This window comes from Clostridium sp., assembly GCF_021443865.1.
GTDB lineage: Bacteria > Bacillota > Clostridia > Clostridiales > Clostridiaceae > Clostridium.
In genome coordinates, this window is record NZ_JABUTB010000035.1 from 1 (window position 1) to 15151 (window position 15151).

Annotated in this window: 14 protein-coding genes; 12 read left to right on the forward strand and 2 right to left on the reverse strand. The window is 29.2% G+C overall.

The genetic code is table 11. The annotated features are described in order from the left end of the window. Window positions 1–543, forward strand: a 543-nt coding sequence (locus tag HUJ77_RS07395; protein ID WP_291707938.1) for an amidohydrolase family protein, incomplete at its 5' end; no start/stop codon positions are given. Between the two features lie 36 nt (window positions 544–579). Here the strand turns inward: HUJ77_RS07395 and HUJ77_RS07400 are convergent. Both HUJ77_RS07400 and HUJ77_RS07405 read right to left on the reverse strand, forming a co-directional pair. Continuing rightward, window positions 580–1143 (reverse strand): cell wall hydrolase, encoded by a 564-nt coding sequence (locus HUJ77_RS07400; RefSeq protein WP_291707939.1) that lies wholly within the window; start codon window positions 1141–1143, stop codon window positions 580–582. A gap of 65 nt (window positions 1144–1208) precedes the next feature. Beyond that, window positions 1209–2204 carry a hypothetical protein gene (locus tag HUJ77_RS07405; RefSeq protein ID WP_291707940.1) on the reverse strand — a complete coding sequence of 332 codons (996 nt, stop codon included), beginning with the start codon at window positions 2202–2204 and terminating at the stop codon, window positions 1209–1211. A gap of 150 nt (window positions 2205–2354) precedes the next feature. Here HUJ77_RS07405 and cdaA point away from each other — a divergent pair, with 150 nt between their 5' ends. The 11 genes from cdaA (at window position 2355) to cimA (ending at window position 15136) form a co-directional block, all read left to right on the forward strand. After that, window positions 2355–3209, forward strand: a complete 855-nt coding sequence (gene cdaA, locus HUJ77_RS07410; protein WP_291707941.1) for a diadenylate cyclase CdaA — start codon at window positions 2355–2357, stop codon at window positions 3207–3209. Then, window positions 3179–4435: a CdaR family protein gene (locus HUJ77_RS07415; protein ID WP_291707942.1), complete on the forward strand. Its 1257-nt coding sequence runs from the start codon at window positions 3179–3181 to the stop codon at window positions 4433–4435. Before cdaA ends, HUJ77_RS07415 begins: the two co-directional genes overlap by 31 nt. A gap of 171 nt (window positions 4436–4606) precedes the next feature. Further along, window positions 4607–6208 carry an FAD-dependent protein gene (locus HUJ77_RS07420; protein ID WP_291707943.1) on the forward strand — a complete coding sequence of 534 codons (1602 nt, stop codon included), beginning with the start codon at window positions 4607–4609 and terminating at the stop codon, window positions 6206–6208. Window positions 6209–6367: 159 nt separating this feature from the next. Beyond that, window positions 6368–7276: a phosphate butyryltransferase gene (gene ptb, locus HUJ77_RS07425; RefSeq protein WP_291707944.1), complete on the forward strand. Its 909-nt coding sequence runs from the start codon at window positions 6368–6370 to the stop codon at window positions 7274–7276. A gap of 18 nt (window positions 7277–7294) precedes the next feature. Beyond that, window positions 7295–8365 (forward strand): butyrate kinase, encoded by a 1071-nt coding sequence (buk, locus tag HUJ77_RS07430; RefSeq protein WP_291707945.1) that lies wholly within the window; start codon window positions 7295–7297, stop codon window positions 8363–8365. A gap of 247 nt (window positions 8366–8612) precedes the next feature. Then, complete coding sequence (locus HUJ77_RS07435) at window positions 8613–9443, forward strand: AIM24 family protein (RefSeq protein WP_291707946.1); 831 nt, start codon at window positions 8613–8615, stop codon at window positions 9441–9443. 100 nt (window positions 9444–9543) lie between these two features. Then, on the forward strand, window positions 9544–9849 hold the full coding sequence (locus HUJ77_RS07440; protein ID WP_291707947.1) for a YerC/YecD family TrpR-related protein: 306 nt from the start codon (window positions 9544–9546) through the stop codon (window positions 9847–9849). A gap of 84 nt (window positions 9850–9933) precedes the next feature. Beyond that, window positions 9934–11277 carry a phosphoglucosamine mutase gene (glmM, locus tag HUJ77_RS07445; RefSeq protein ID WP_291707948.1) on the forward strand — a complete coding sequence of 448 codons (1344 nt, stop codon included), beginning with the start codon at window positions 9934–9936 and terminating at the stop codon, window positions 11275–11277. Window positions 11278–11468: 191 nt separating this feature from the next. Further along, window positions 11469–12245 (forward strand): 4,5-DOPA dioxygenase extradiol, encoded by a 777-nt coding sequence (gene ygiD, locus HUJ77_RS07450; protein WP_291707949.1) that lies wholly within the window; start codon window positions 11469–11471, stop codon window positions 12243–12245. 625 nt (window positions 12246–12870) lie between these two features. Continuing rightward, entirely contained in the window at window positions 12871–13383 is a 513-nt protein-coding gene (ilvN, locus tag HUJ77_RS07455) for an acetolactate synthase small subunit (protein WP_291707950.1), read from the forward strand. A gap of 157 nt (window positions 13384–13540) precedes the next feature. Next, complete coding sequence (cimA, locus tag HUJ77_RS07460; protein ID WP_291707951.1) at window positions 13541–15136, forward strand: citramalate synthase; 1596 nt, start codon at window positions 13541–13543, stop codon at window positions 15134–15136. Window positions 15137–15151: the final 15 nt, after the last annotated feature.

Below are 15151 nucleotides of genomic sequence, written 5' to 3' on the forward strand. Positions count from 1 at the left end.
GATGAAACAGAGCTTCCAATAACTCAAATTTTACCAACTCATATAAATAGAAATGGTGATTTATTTAAATCTGGTGAAGAATATATAAATAAAGGTGGATATATAGATTTCACTACTAGCACTCCAGAAGATCAATTAGCACCAGGAGAATTAAGTGCAAGTGAAGCTTTAAGCATTTTAATAAAAAACAAATCTAATGTTGAAAATGTTACTTTTTCATCAGATGGAAATGGAAGTATGCCTATATTTGATAAAAATGGAAAGTTAATAAAAATAGAAATTTGTTCTGTTTCAAGTCTTTATGAAGAAGTAAGAAAGTGTATAAAAACATATGAAATACCAATAGAAGAGGCATTAAAAGTAATTACTTCTAATGTATCTAAAGTATTAAAATTAGATAATAAGGGTTCTATAGAGGTTGGGAAAGATGCTGATTTAGTATTAGTAGATGAAAACACTTTAGAAATAGATACTGTTATAGCCATGGGGAAAGTAATGGTTGAAAATGGAGAAGCTATAGTTAAAGGAACCTTCGAAAAATAGAAATAAAAGAGCTGCAATTTTAGCAGCTCTTTTCCTTTAACTATTTGTATTAAAAAATAAATGTTGACCAATGCTTTTAGAATCTTTCTTTTCTACTCCCTGCATCCATGAGCATGTAGCTATAGCAGGATTATAGAAAAATAAAGCTTCATTAGTTGGGTCATTTCCTTCAATAGCGTCATAAACAGCATTATAACATTCTTCTGTAGGGGAAACATTAATTTCACCATCTACAACACAAGAAAATGCTTGAGGTTGTAATATAACCTCTTTAATGCTATTAGGAAAACCAGGACTTAATACTCTATTTAAAATAACCGACGCAACTGCGATTTTGCCTTCATAAGGCTCACCTTTACTTTCAGCATAGACTATCTTTGCCATTAAGTCTAAATCTTCTTTTGATAAATAAATTAATTTGTCATTGTGATTAAAAACTTGAATAGCTCCTTCCTTAGGTTTATTTATTAATGTTAGATTTAATTCTTCATTTAAATTGTTCTTCCTCATTTCTATAGTATTGCAATAAGCAAATACTTTGATGTTTGCTGAAAATAAAAGGGCTATTAATAAAATAGAGATTTTTCTTAAATATTTCATAAATAACCTCCTTTTGGATAAATAATAATCCAAAAATTATTATTACCAAAAGAATTAATTTAATACTAAAATTTTGTTAATTTCTTTTCATATACACTATAAGCTGATAAAGCATCTTCTCTTTTAGAGTTAGAATTTTTATATTTACTAGCTATTTCTTTAGAGGCATCATCTAAATTTTTTACTGTTTTCTCATATATAACAGCATCCTTAATAGATAATAAGTAAGCTGAATAGGAATTTAAATACTCATTTAATGATTCATAAATATCCATACAACCTTCAGGAATAGAGATAAGAGTAAGATTATCTTTTAATTTGTTATAGATTTCTTCTTTTTCATATAAGTCATCTATAATTACATTTAAATCTCTTTTATCTTCCCTAATTTTATTTATTGCTATGGTTAAATCTTCATTTAAGTATGAAATATCACTTTTATATCCTTGAAGAATATTAACAAAATTTCTTTTTTGTGAATCTATAAATTGAGAATCCCTATTAATTTTAATTAATGTATTCATATAACTACTAAAGTTATTAAGAAAAGTTATAGTTTCTTTAGAAAAATTAACATATATTCTGTTAAGTGCCAAATTAGAATAATTAGTTATACAATCATCCCTTAAGGTATCAAACTTATTTAAGTCATCAACGCTTTTTATGTTTGTTGGGTTAGATAATGTCTGAAGGCTATAATTAAATAATGAAATTGTGGAATTTACAGCAGCAGTTAAATTAGCCTTAGTTGTCGAGATATTTGGTGATACCTCTTCTACGTTAGAAATTGATTGAAGAAGATTATTTAAATTTTCTATTCCTTTAGATAATATATTTTTTGTAATAGTTGTATCTATAGTTAGATCCTTTATGCCAGCAGGAAGAGTTAAAGTAATTTCAACTAATTCCTTGGAAGCATCCTTTAAGTATCTTTTTATTTTATTTTCTTTTGAGTTATAGTTAATAAAAATTATAGATGCTAATATAAGGAGCAATAATATAAAAGAAATTATTAATACATTTTTATGTTCCCTAAAATAAGATAAAGGATTTTTATTCATAGTATAATCACCTCACATTTCTATTTACATAAATTTATATTATAGAAAATATTAAAATATTATTAAAAATATTAAAAAAATAAAGTATTATACTAAGATTTTATTAATTGGTGTATAATTATAATATACAAAAAGTTGGGGGGCCCTTTGATGCAAGAAATTATTACATTTTTGATTAATACATTTAAAAATATATCCATCTCATCAATTTTAGATATTATAGTAGTTGCTTATATATTCTATAAAGGGTATTCATTAATTAAGGAAACTAGAGCAGAGCAACTTTTAAAAGGTATTATTTTAATGATTATTCTTATTCCAATAAGCTATCTATTAAATTTAGAAATGCTTAATTTTATTTTAAATAAAACTCTTACTATAGGTTTGTTATCAGTAATTATTATATTCCAACCGGAAATAAGAAGAGGATTAGAGCATATAGGAAGAAGTGCCTTTGAAGAACTTCATAAAATGCAAGATGAAGAGAAAAGGAATATTACTGTTAATGAGATAGTAAATGCAGTAGGAAATTTAGCAGAAAGTAAAACTGGAGCTTTAATTGTAGTTGAGCAACTAACGAGACTTGGGGACATATCTAATTCAGGTACTGTTTTAGATGCTAAGGTTACATCTAATTTACTTGAAAATATTTTCGTTGTTAATACACCTCTACATGATGGTGCAACTATAATAAGAGATGATAGAATATTAGCTTCTGGATGCGTGTTGCCTTTAACAAGCAATACTACAATAAATAAGAAGCTTGGAACTAGGCATAGAGCAGCTATAGGATTATCAGAAATTTCAGATTCTATTGTTATAATAGTGTCTGAAGAAACAGGGGTTGTATCTTTAGCTATTAATGGTAGATTAACAAGAAATTACGATAAAGAAAAACTAAGGATTATTTTACTAAGGATGCTAGAACATAGTGAAAATAAAAAAGTTAAATCAGTTGGGGAGAGGTTGAAGGCATGGATAAGAAGGAAAAAAATAAATTCGTAATACCTATAATATGCCTTTTATTATCTGTAGGATTATGGGTTTATGTTACGAATGTTGAAAATAAAATAAGGACTACTGAAATAACTAAGATACCTGTAGAACTAGTAAATTTAGATGCTTTAGCTTCATCTAAATTAGCCTTAACACCTAATCAAGAGTTTTTTGTGACTTTAAAAGTAGAAGGCAATACAAATGATATAAATAAAATAAAGAAAAGTGACTTTACACTTCAAGTAGATTTAAGTGAATATGCTTGGAAAAAGGGAGAAAATAAAGTACCAGTATCTATAGTAGATTATCCTATTAGTGTGAGTATAAGAAATACAAATACTTTAAGTGTTTCTATAAAAATAGAAGATATGGTTGATAAAACTATGCCAGTTACATCTAATATTAATATTACTCCTAAGTCTGGATATTTTGCATCAACTCCAGTTATAAATCCAACAGAGGTAGTGGTATCTGGAGCAGAATCTGTTGTAAGCAGTGTAGCAAGGTTAGTTGTAACTGATAATAAAGAAGATGTCCATGAAGATATTATTGGAGACTATGATATTAAGGCAGTTGATGAAAAGGGAACAGAAGTGCTAGGAGTTAATTTATCTAGTAAAACTGCTAGAATAGAAGTAAGGGTTAGCAAGGGTAAATCAGTTAATGTAAAAATACCAACCACTGGACAATTACCAAGTGGAGTTAAGCTGAAGTCTATAGACAGTAGTAGAAAAACCGTTGAAATTTTAGGACCAAAAGAGATTTTAGATACTATAAACGAAGTCTCAAGTAATCCAATAGATTTATCAACTATAACAGGAAATAAAGATATTAATCTTAATTTACTATTACCAGAAGGGATAAATGTTGCTGAAGGAGAAGAAGTGCTAACAGCAAGAGTTAATGTTGTTTCTATGGTAACAAAGGATTTTTCTATAAAGTTTAATATTACTGGAAGTAATGATGGCATTAAGGTACTACCTAATAAGGAAAATATAAAGGTAACTATAAAGGGATATCAAGATGAAATAGAAAGTGTCACGGAAGATAATATATTAGCTAGTTTAGATATCAGTTCCTATAAATCAGAAGGAACCTTCGATGCAACTCCGAATGTTGCATTAAAGAATCTAAATAATAGCTTTTCAATAGAATCAGTAGAACATGTATCACTTACAGTATCTAAAGAAATAGCACAAGGTACTCCAAATGAGGAAGATAGTACTGATGATTAAAAGTATAATATAAATTAAAAGAACTGCTAGCTAAATTTTAGTTAGTAGTTTTTTTGATTTATGGAGAAAGATATACCATATTTTTTTTCATTGATATATGTTAAAATAAGAAATTGTATAACAGTAAAATATCTTTATAAGTAATGTAATACTTAGAAAGGGGAAGATTAAATGGCAATAAGAATTAATAATATAGCCTTAAGTATAGATGAAGATAAAAGTTTATTAATAAATAAGATTTCAAAAAAGCTAAGAATTCAAAAAGAAGAAATAAAGGATTTCAAAATAATAAAAGAAAGCCTAGATGCTAGAAAGAAAAATGATATTAAATATGTATATTGTGTAGATGTTGAACATCCTAATGAAGAGAAGCTAATAAAGAAGCTTAAAGATAAAGACTTAAGATTAGAAGTTAAAAAATATAATGCAGAAATTGAATTTGGAGAAAAAGAACTTAAAACAAGACCTGTAGTAGTAGGTTTTGGACCAGCAGGAATATTCGCTGCACTTTTATTAGCCGAAAAGGGATATAAACCAATTGTAATAGAACGTGGAGAAGATGTGGATAAAAGAACAGAGTCTGTTAATAACTTTTGGAAAACTGGAAAGTTAAATACGGAATCTAATGTTCAGTTTGGTGAAGGTGGTGCAGGAGCTTTCTCTGATGGTAAATTAACCACAAGAATTAAAGATAATAGATGTGATTATGTATTAAGAGAACTAGTTAAGGCTGGAGCCCCTGAAGAAATAACTTATATGGCAAAGCCACATGTGGGAACAGATCTTTTAAAGGGCGTTGTAAAAAATATAAGAGAAAAGATTAAATCCCTAGGAGGAGAAGTTTTATTTTCTACTAAATTAGAAGAAATAAAAATAGAAGAGGGAAAAATTAAATCCATTATAGCAAATGGAAATGAAATACCTTGTGAAAATTTAATTTTAGCAATAGGACATAGTTCAAGGGATACATATGAAATGTTAAATAAAGTTGGGGTGTTTATGGAGCCTAAGGCCTTTGCTATAGGGGTAAGAATAGAGCATCCACAAGAAGTTATAAATAAAAGCCAGTATGGAGAAATGTATAAGAATCCAAGACTTAAGGCAGCTGAATATAGATTAACATATCAAAGTGAAAAATTAAAAAGAGCAGTATATTCTTTCTGTATGTGCCCAGGGGGAGTGGTGGTAGCAGCTGCTTCAGAAAATGAAAGATTAGTATCAAATGGAATGAGTTATCATGCTAGAGATTTAGAAAATGCTAATTCTGCTTTAGTTGTTACTGTATCTCCAGATGACTTTGAAGGAACATCACCTTTAAGAGGTATGGAATTCCAAAGACATTATGAGAACTTAGCATATAAATTAGGTGGAGGAAACTATAAGGCACCAGTACAATTACTAGGAGACTTTATGGAAGATAGAATTAGTACAAAGCTTGGAAGTGTTACACCTAGTTACACAGCAGGATATGTTTTTGAAGACTTAAGAAAATGTCTACCACCATATGTAATAGAAGCATTAAAAGAAGCTATTGTAGATTTTGACAAAAAAATTAAGGGATATGGTAATTATGACTCAATTTTAACAGGGATAGAAACAAGAACTTCTGCTCCTGTTAGAATAAATAGAGATGAAAATTTACAAAGTGTATCTATAGAAGGATTATTTCCTGCTGGTGAAGGAGCAGGATTTGCTGGTGGAATAATATCTGCAGCAGTTGATGGAATTAAGGTTGCGGAAAAAATTATAAATAAATATAAGCCAATTAAATAAAGATATAAGAAAATTCTGAAAATTAATATTTTCAGAATTTTTTTTGTTAGAATATAATGTATAGAGATATAAAAATATAAAGATATGACAAAAATTTAACAATTATATTTAAAATTAGTATGGGGAGTAAAATCAACTAAATGTATATGAGGTGTAAAGATGAGTAAAAATTTTGATGATCTATTGGTAAAAGTTAATGAAATTGCTAACAAAAAGGTTGCCGTTGCCGTTGCCCAAGACGAACCTGTGTTAGAAGCAATTAAGTTAGCTAAAGAAAAAGGCATTGCAGATGCAATACTAGTAGGGGATAAGAAGGAAATAAAAAAAATAGCAGATAAGATAGGCATGGATTTATCAGACTATGAAGTAGTAAATGAAGAAAATGTAACAAAAGCTTCCTTAGAAGCTATAAGATTAGTTTCAACAGGGAAAGCAGATATGGTTATGAAGGGGTTAGTAGATACTGCTACATTTTTAAGAAGTGTACTTAATAAAGAAGTAGGATTAAGAACAGGAAAGCTTATGTCTCATGTTTCAGTTTTTGAAATAGAAGGAATAGATAGGTTAATTCTATTAACAGATGCAGCATTTAATACTTATCCAGATTTAAAGGGAAAAGTTCAAATTCTAAATAATGCAGTAGGAGTTGCACGTGCTTGTGGAATAGAAGTTCCAAAGGTTGCAGCAGTATGTGCTGTAGAAGTTGTAAATCAAGATATGCAACCAACTATTGATGCTGCTTTATTAGCTAAGATGAATGATAGAGGCCAAATAAAAGGTTGTATAGTAGATGGGCCTTTAGCTCTTGATAATGCTCTTTCAGTAGAAGCAGCAAAGCATAAAGGAATAACAGGAGAAGTGGCAGGAAAAGCAGATATAATATTACTTCCAAATATAGAAACAGCAAATGTTATGTATAAGACATTAACTTATACAGCTAAAACAAGAAATGGTGGACTTTTAGTAGGAACATCAGCACCAGTTATACTAACATCAAGAGCAGATAGTTTTGAAACAAAAGTTAATTCAATTGCTTTAGCTGCATTAGTTGCTGAAGCTATAAAATAGTATTGGGGGAGAAATTGTATGTCAAATAATCTATTAATTATTAATCCAGGCTCAACATCAACAAAAATTGGAGTTTTCCAAGGAGATAAAGAATTATTTCAAGAAACTTTAAGACATTCATCAGATGAGATAGGAAAATACGATACTATATTTGATCAAATGGATTTTAGAAAGGACATTATAATAAATGTACTTAAAGAAAAGAATTTTGATATAAATTCATTATCAGCAATAGTAGGAAGAGGCGGAATGCTAAAACCTATGGAAAGTGGAACATATAAGGTTAACAATAGAATGCTTGAAGATTTAAAAATAGGAGTACAAGGACAACATGCTTCAAATTTAGGCGGAATGTTAGCTGATAAAATAGCTGGAGAACTAAATATTCCTGCCTTCATAGTTGACCCAGTAGTTGTTGATGAACTTGATGATGTAGCTAGAATATCAGGAGTTCCAGAATTACCAAGGGTAAGTAAATTTCATGCTTTAAATCAAAAAGCAGTTGCAAAAAGATATGCAAAAGAAAATATGTTAAAATATGAAGATTTAAATTTAATTGTAGTCCATATGGGAGGCGGAGTTTCTGTAGGAGCTCATAAGGCTGGCAGAGTTATAGATGTTAATAATGCTCTAGATGGAGAAGGTCCATTTTCACCAGAAAGAGCAGGAACTGTTCCAGTAGGAGCATTAATTAAGATGTGCTATAGTGGAGAGCTTACTGAAAAAGAAGTTTACACAAAAATAGTTGGAAAAGGTGGATATGTAGCATACTTAAATACTAATGATGCTAGAGATGTGGAAAAGCTTGTAGAAGAAAATGACGAAAATGCTAAGTTATATTTTAATGCTTTTATATATCAAGTTTCAAAAGCTGTAGGAGAAATATCAACAGTTTTAAAAGGAAAGGTTGACAGAATTATTCTTACAGGAGGAATAGCATATTCAGAAAAAGTTGTAGAAGAATTAAGAAATAGAACAGGATGGATATCAGAAATTACTGTATATCCAGGTGAAGACGAATTATTAGCTTTAGCAGAGGGTGCTCTTAGAGTTTTAAATGGGGAAGAAGAAGTTAAAGAATACATGTAAATTGCAAAGTAATTTTTAATGAAAGAATGAAGAAATCAAAAAATGAAAGAATAGGGGAAGTTTTTCTAAGAAAAACTTATAACAAAGATTATTAATATCTTTTTATTTAAAAATCCAGTATGGATTTTAACCACAATTCTTTCATTACTTCATTCTTTAATTTTTTTTATTATACTTCAAGGATAACATTAATATAGTGATTTAAATTACAAATATATGGTAAAATAATTAAAGGGAGGGGATATTTTTGATAACTTCAGATAATATGAAAAATAGAATTAATATGATATCAGAAATGAAGAATGAAAGTACGTTTCAGATTTTAGAATATGATAATTTACAAGGGGCAATGGATTTAAATACTGCATTACAAATTAATTTAATGAAGGATTCATCTATTAGATTAAAACAAATTAGAATTATTTTAGATGATAGTGAAGTAAAAATAGAGTCAGGTTCTTTAAGTTATATGAAGGGAAATATCGATATAGTAACTAAAACTGGTGGAATAATAGGACTTGGTAAAAAATTTTTTTCTAGTAAGGTTACTGGAGAGTCAATGTTTAAGCCAGTTTTAAAAGGAACAGGAGAAGTGTTTTTAGAACCTAGTTTTGGGCATTTTACATTAATAGAATTAGAGGATGAAGAAATTATTATAGATGATGAATTGTTTTATGCTTGCGAAGAAGGAATAGAAGTGGAACCAGTAATGCAAAAAAACATATCTTCTATGATATTTGGAAAAGAAGGAATATATCAAACTAGATTAAGTGGAAGTGGAATAGTGGTTTTAGAAATCCCAGTTCCAGAAAAAGAAATATTCAGATGTAAATTATATAGGGATACATTAAAGATAGATGGGAATTTTGCAATTCTAAGAAGTGGTAATATAGAATTTACAGTAGAAAAATCAGGTACTACTCTTGTTGGAACAGCACTAAATGGAGAAGGTTTACTTAATGTTTATAGGGGAACAGGAGAAGTGTGGCTAGTACCAACAGATTCTATTTATACTAATTTAAAGGAAAGAGGATTAAAGGATTTAGAAACAGTAGTAGATGAAGATTTAAAAGAATAAATACTTTATCCTAATATAGTTGTAAATTGCTAATAGTAAAGATATAATTTTAGTTATGGTACGCTTAAAAGTCTAGTAATAAAAGTTAGGAGTGAATTGTTTGGGTATAGTTGAAACTAAACTAAAAAATCCAGAATTAGATTTATTTTTTGAAGCGATTTTACAATTAGATAATATAGATGAATGTTATAGCTTTTTTGAAGATGTTGCAACAATAAATGAAATAAAATCATTATCACAAAGAATACATGTTGCTAAACTACTTAAAGAAAAAAAGGTTTATACAGAGATAGCAGAAAAAACAGGAGCAAGCACAGCAACTATAAGTAGAGTTAATAAATGCTTAAATTATGGTACTGGCGGCTATGAGTTAATTTTAAATAGACTAGAAAAAATTAAGAAATAATAAAGTTGTAATGTATAAACTATAAATATATACTATTATTATTATATTATGTATAACCAATTGAAAAAAGAGAGGTAAAAAAATATGAGTAGAATGTTTGGAACAGATGGAGTTAGAGGAATTGCTAATACAGAGTTAACATCTGAAATAGCTTATGCTTTAGGTAGAGCAGGTGCTTATGTATTAACAGAAGGGACTCATAAACCAAAGATATTAGTGGCAAAAGATACAAGAATATCAGGTGATATGTTAGAGGCAGCTTTAGTTTCAGGAATATTATCAGTAGGAGCTGAAGCAGTAATTTTAGGGGTTGTCCCTACTCCAGCTGTAGCTCATTTAATAAGAGAATATAATGCTGATGCAGGAATTATGATTTCAGCTTCACATAATCCAGTTGAATATAATGGAATTAAGTTCTTTGATAATAAAGGATACAAGTTACCAGATGAATTAGAAGATGAAATTCAAAGAGTTATAGAAAGTGGATTTGAAGGAGTACCAAGTCCAACAGGACATAGCTTAGGAAGATCACATATTGAAGTTGCAGCACTTGATGAATATATAGACTATGCTTTATCAACTATTCCTGTAGATTTAAAAGGGTTAAGAGTTGCATTAGATTGTGCAAATGGTGCTTGCTATAGTGCTGCTGTAAAAGCATTTAGAGAATTAGGTGCAGAGGTATATGTAATTAATGATAATCCAGATGGAACTAATATCAATGAAAAATGTGGTTCTACTCATCCAGAAGAATTACAAGAATACGTTGTTAAAAAGAACTGTGATTTAGGGTTTGCTTTTGATGGAGATGCTGATAGATGTTTAGCAGTAGATGAAAAGGGAAACCTTATTAATGGTGACTTTATATTAATGCTATGCGCAAAATACCTTAAGGATTTAGGTAAATTAAAGGATGATACTTTAGTAGTTACAGTAATGAGTAACTTAGGTTTAGATATTGCTTGTAAAGGAGAAAATATAAAAACCATAAAAACTAAAGTTGGTGATAGATACGTATTAGAAGAAATGGTTAAGGATGGATATGTTCTAGGAGGAGAACAATCAGGACATATTATTTTCTTAGATTATAATACAACAGGAGATGGATTAGTAACAGCTCTACAAGTTGCAGCTATTAGAAAAAGAAGTGGAAAGAGCTTAAGTGAACTAGCTGGAATAATGAAGGAACTTCCACAAGTTTTAGTAAATGCAAAGGTTCCAAATGATAAGAAAAATATCTATTTAGAAGATGAAGAAATAGTTAATGAAATAAAGAGAATAGAGGAAGCTTTAAATGGAGTAGGAAGAGTCTTAATAAGACCTTCAGGTACAGAGCCACTAGTTAGAGTTATGCTAGAAGGGGAAAATCAAGAAGAAATTGATAAAATGGCTCATGGTTTAGTAGATTTAATACTAAGTAAAATCTAGTTTAAAGTAACAAGTAATAGAGAATAGTGAATAGTTAAAGAAAGAGTTCAGACTTTGTTTGGACTCTTTAATTTTCTATTAATATAAAGATACAGATGTGAATAACTTTAATTATTGTTGAAAAGTATATTTGACATTGGGGATAATTATGATTAGTATGTGTATAATAAATGAATTTATGAGGTGATAAAATGAATAAAAAAATGCCAGTTTTATTTCTATCTCATGGAAGTCCAATGAATGTAGTTTTAGACAATGAATATACAAATTCATTAATAAAACTAGGACAAGAGTTAGAAAAGCCGAAGGCTATTATTATAATTTCAGCTCATTGGAAAACAAAAGGAACATATATAACATACAGTAAAAGGCCAAGACAAATTTATGACTTTTATGGATTTCCAAAGGAAATATATAATATAAAATATGAGCCAGAAGGTGGAGAAGAATACGCTGAAATGGTTGCTAAAGAATTAAAAGAAGAGGGTGCAAAACTTACTGATGAATGGGGATTAGATCATGCTGCTTGGGGAGTTTTAAAATATCTTTATCCAAAAGCTAATATACCCACTTTTGAAATAAGTTTAAATGCATTATTAACAGAAGAACAACACTACGATATAGGAAGAAAATTAAGAGGATTTAGAGACGAGGGGATATTAATAATTGGCAGTGGGGATATAGTTCATAACTTAAGAACTGCAGATTATGATATCTATGGAAAATCTCATGAATGGGCTGAAGCCTTTGATAATTATATTGTTAATGCAGTTAGAAATAATGACTATGAAACCTTAATTAATTATAAATCTTTAGGAGATATATCAAAACTTGCAGTACCAACAGATGAACACTTTTTACCAATTTTGTATGTAGTGGGCGCACAAGACAAAGATGATAAAGTAGAAGTTGTCCATCAAAGTATACAAAATTCTTCAGTATCTATGACTTGTATTAAAATTGGATAGACAAAAGAAAGGAATTCATATCTTGAATTCCTTTTTTTATTACAAGATAGATGATTATTAAAAAAAAAAAGATAATATTTTACATTTTATCTAAAAATATTCATAAAATTTAAACATATTAAATTGTTAAATTATTAGAAAAAAATATGAAATATAAATATACAATATCAAAATTTGATATGAAATTATTAATAAAATTACTAAAAAAATAATAAATTGGTAATATTATACGCAAAATAAACTGTTAAAAAAGAGAATTAACAAAGTTTTCTAAAAATTCTTGACACTATGTAGTTGTAGGTAGTAAAATCTTAGCAATACGAAAAACTTAATATGACCGTATGATTATAAATGCAATGAAGGAGACCTTTATTTAGGCTAAAAGTTTCAGAGAGTCCATGTCAGGTGTGAATGGATACTTTACTAGATAATAATCACTCTAGAGCAGTGTCACTGAAAGTGCAAAGATGTGTTAATAAGTGATAACCGGTAAGCACCGTTAAAGGCAAGGGTTTGTTAGAACCTAGTGATTGTAGAAATTAAGGCGGAATTATATACCACCAAAATGATTCTTTCATTAAGGGTGGTTTTTTTACACAATTTTTTAAAAAAGGGGGCTAATAATTTGGAAAGGCATGTATTATCTGTATTAGTAAGGAATTCATCGGGGGTTTTAACAAGAGTTTCAGGACTATTTGCAAGACGTGGATTTAATATCGATAGTTTAACAGTAGGAAGAACTGAAAAAGAAGAAATATCAAGAATGACTATTGTATTAATGGGAAACGATGATGTTTTAGAGCAATTCATAAAACAACTTAATAAACTAGAAGATGTTTTAAGAGTTCACGAATTAGAATCAGAACATTCAATTTATAGAGAGTTAGTCTTAATAAAAGTAAAAGCTTCACCAGAAAAAAGAGGGGCAATTAACGAAGTAGTAAAAATATTTAGAAGCAAGATAATAGATGTTGCTCACAATACTGTAACAATAGAATTAACAGGTGATGATAGTAAGATTAATGCACTAATAGAATTAATGGAAGACTACGGAATTGTAGAAATAGTTAGAACAGGAATAGCAGCTTTAGAAAGAGGAGATAAAGATATTACTAATTATGGAGAATACTTTAATTAATGCAAAATTAATGCGTAATGCATAATGCATAATGCATAATTGCGGAATAAACTCCAAAGGAGTTTAGAAAATTTCATAATTCAGCTATGCTGAATTATATCATAAATTATGCATTGTTAATTATCCATTATCCATTACTTATTAGGGGGTTTTAGCAATGAGCAAAAGATATATAGAAATCTTTGATTCTACATTAAGAGATGGGGCACAGGGTGAAGATATTTCATTTTCTCTTGAGGATAAGATAAAGGTTGCTATTGCTTTAGATAAACTGGGGGTTTCTTATATAGAAGCTGGTAACCCTGGATCTAATCCAAAGGATATGGAGTTTTTTAAGAGAATGAGGGAAATAAATCTTAAGAACTCAAAGCTATCAGCCTTTGGGGCAACGAGAAAAGCAAATATAAGGGCTGAAGATGATAATAACATAAAAAGTTTATTAAAAGCAGATACAGAGGTAGTTGTTATTTTCGGTAAGTCATGGGACTTTCAAGTAAAAGAAATATTAAAAACATCATTAGATGAAAATTTAAATATGATAAGGGATTCTATAATATATTTGAAAAGCCATAATAAAGAAGTTGTATATGATGCAGAACACTTTTTTGATGGGTATAAGGCAAATAGCGATTATGCTATAAAAACATTAATATCAGCAAAGGAAGCTGGGGCAGATGTAATAACTCTTTGTGATACTAATGGTGGAACTTTAACTTCAGAAATTAAAGAGATTGTTGAAAATGTAGTAGCTTTAGTAGGTGATAAAATCGGAATTCATTGTCATAATGATATAGGAATGGCTATAGCTAATTCAATAATGGCTATAGAATGTGGGGCATCTCATGTACAAGGAACTTTTATCGGTATTGGTGAAAGGTGTGGTAATGCAAATTTATCAGCTATAATACCAACACTACAATTAAAGCTTGGATATGAATCTATTCCTGAAAATAAGCTTTCAGAGCTAACAAAGACATCAAAATATATTTCGGAAATATCTAATATAAAACTTTTAGATAATATGCCATATGTAGGGGCATCAGCCTTTGCTCATAAAGGGGGAATGCATATTGATGCAATTTGTAAGACTCCAGAATCCTATGAGCATATAAAGCCAGAGGCTGTAGGAAATGATAGAAGATTCCTAATATCTGAAGTAAGTGGTAAAAGTACAATTTTAAAAGAAATTCAAAAGGTATTTCCAAGTATAACTAGAGAAAGCGATGAAGTTGAAAAGATAACAAATAGACTTAAAGAATTAGAATATGAAGGTTATAAGTTTGAGGGAGCTGAAGGGACAGTAGAACTTTTAATTAGAAAGACTATAGGCAAGTACGAGCCTTTCTTTGAACTAAAACATTTTAAAACAATTGGGGAACAGCCTTGGAATACTAAGGATTTTACATCAACAGCATTAATAAATGTTGTAGTGGAAGGAAAAAATAAAATGACAGCAGCAGAAGGTGATGGACCTGTAAATGCATTAGATAAAGCATTAAGGGAAGCGCTTGAAGTATTCTATCCACAATTAAAAGAAGTAAGACTTATAGATTATAAGGTTAGAGTTTTAGATTCAGAAAGTGCTACAGGAGCAAAGGTAAGGGTTTTAATAGAATCAACAGATGGTATGGAAAACTGGAGTACTGTTGGGGTATCTAGAGATGTTATAGAGGCTAGTTTAATAGCCTTAGTTGATTCAATTGAATATAAATTAATTAAAGATATAGAAAAGAAATTAAAAACTTATTTTTAAAAAGGGGGACTAAAA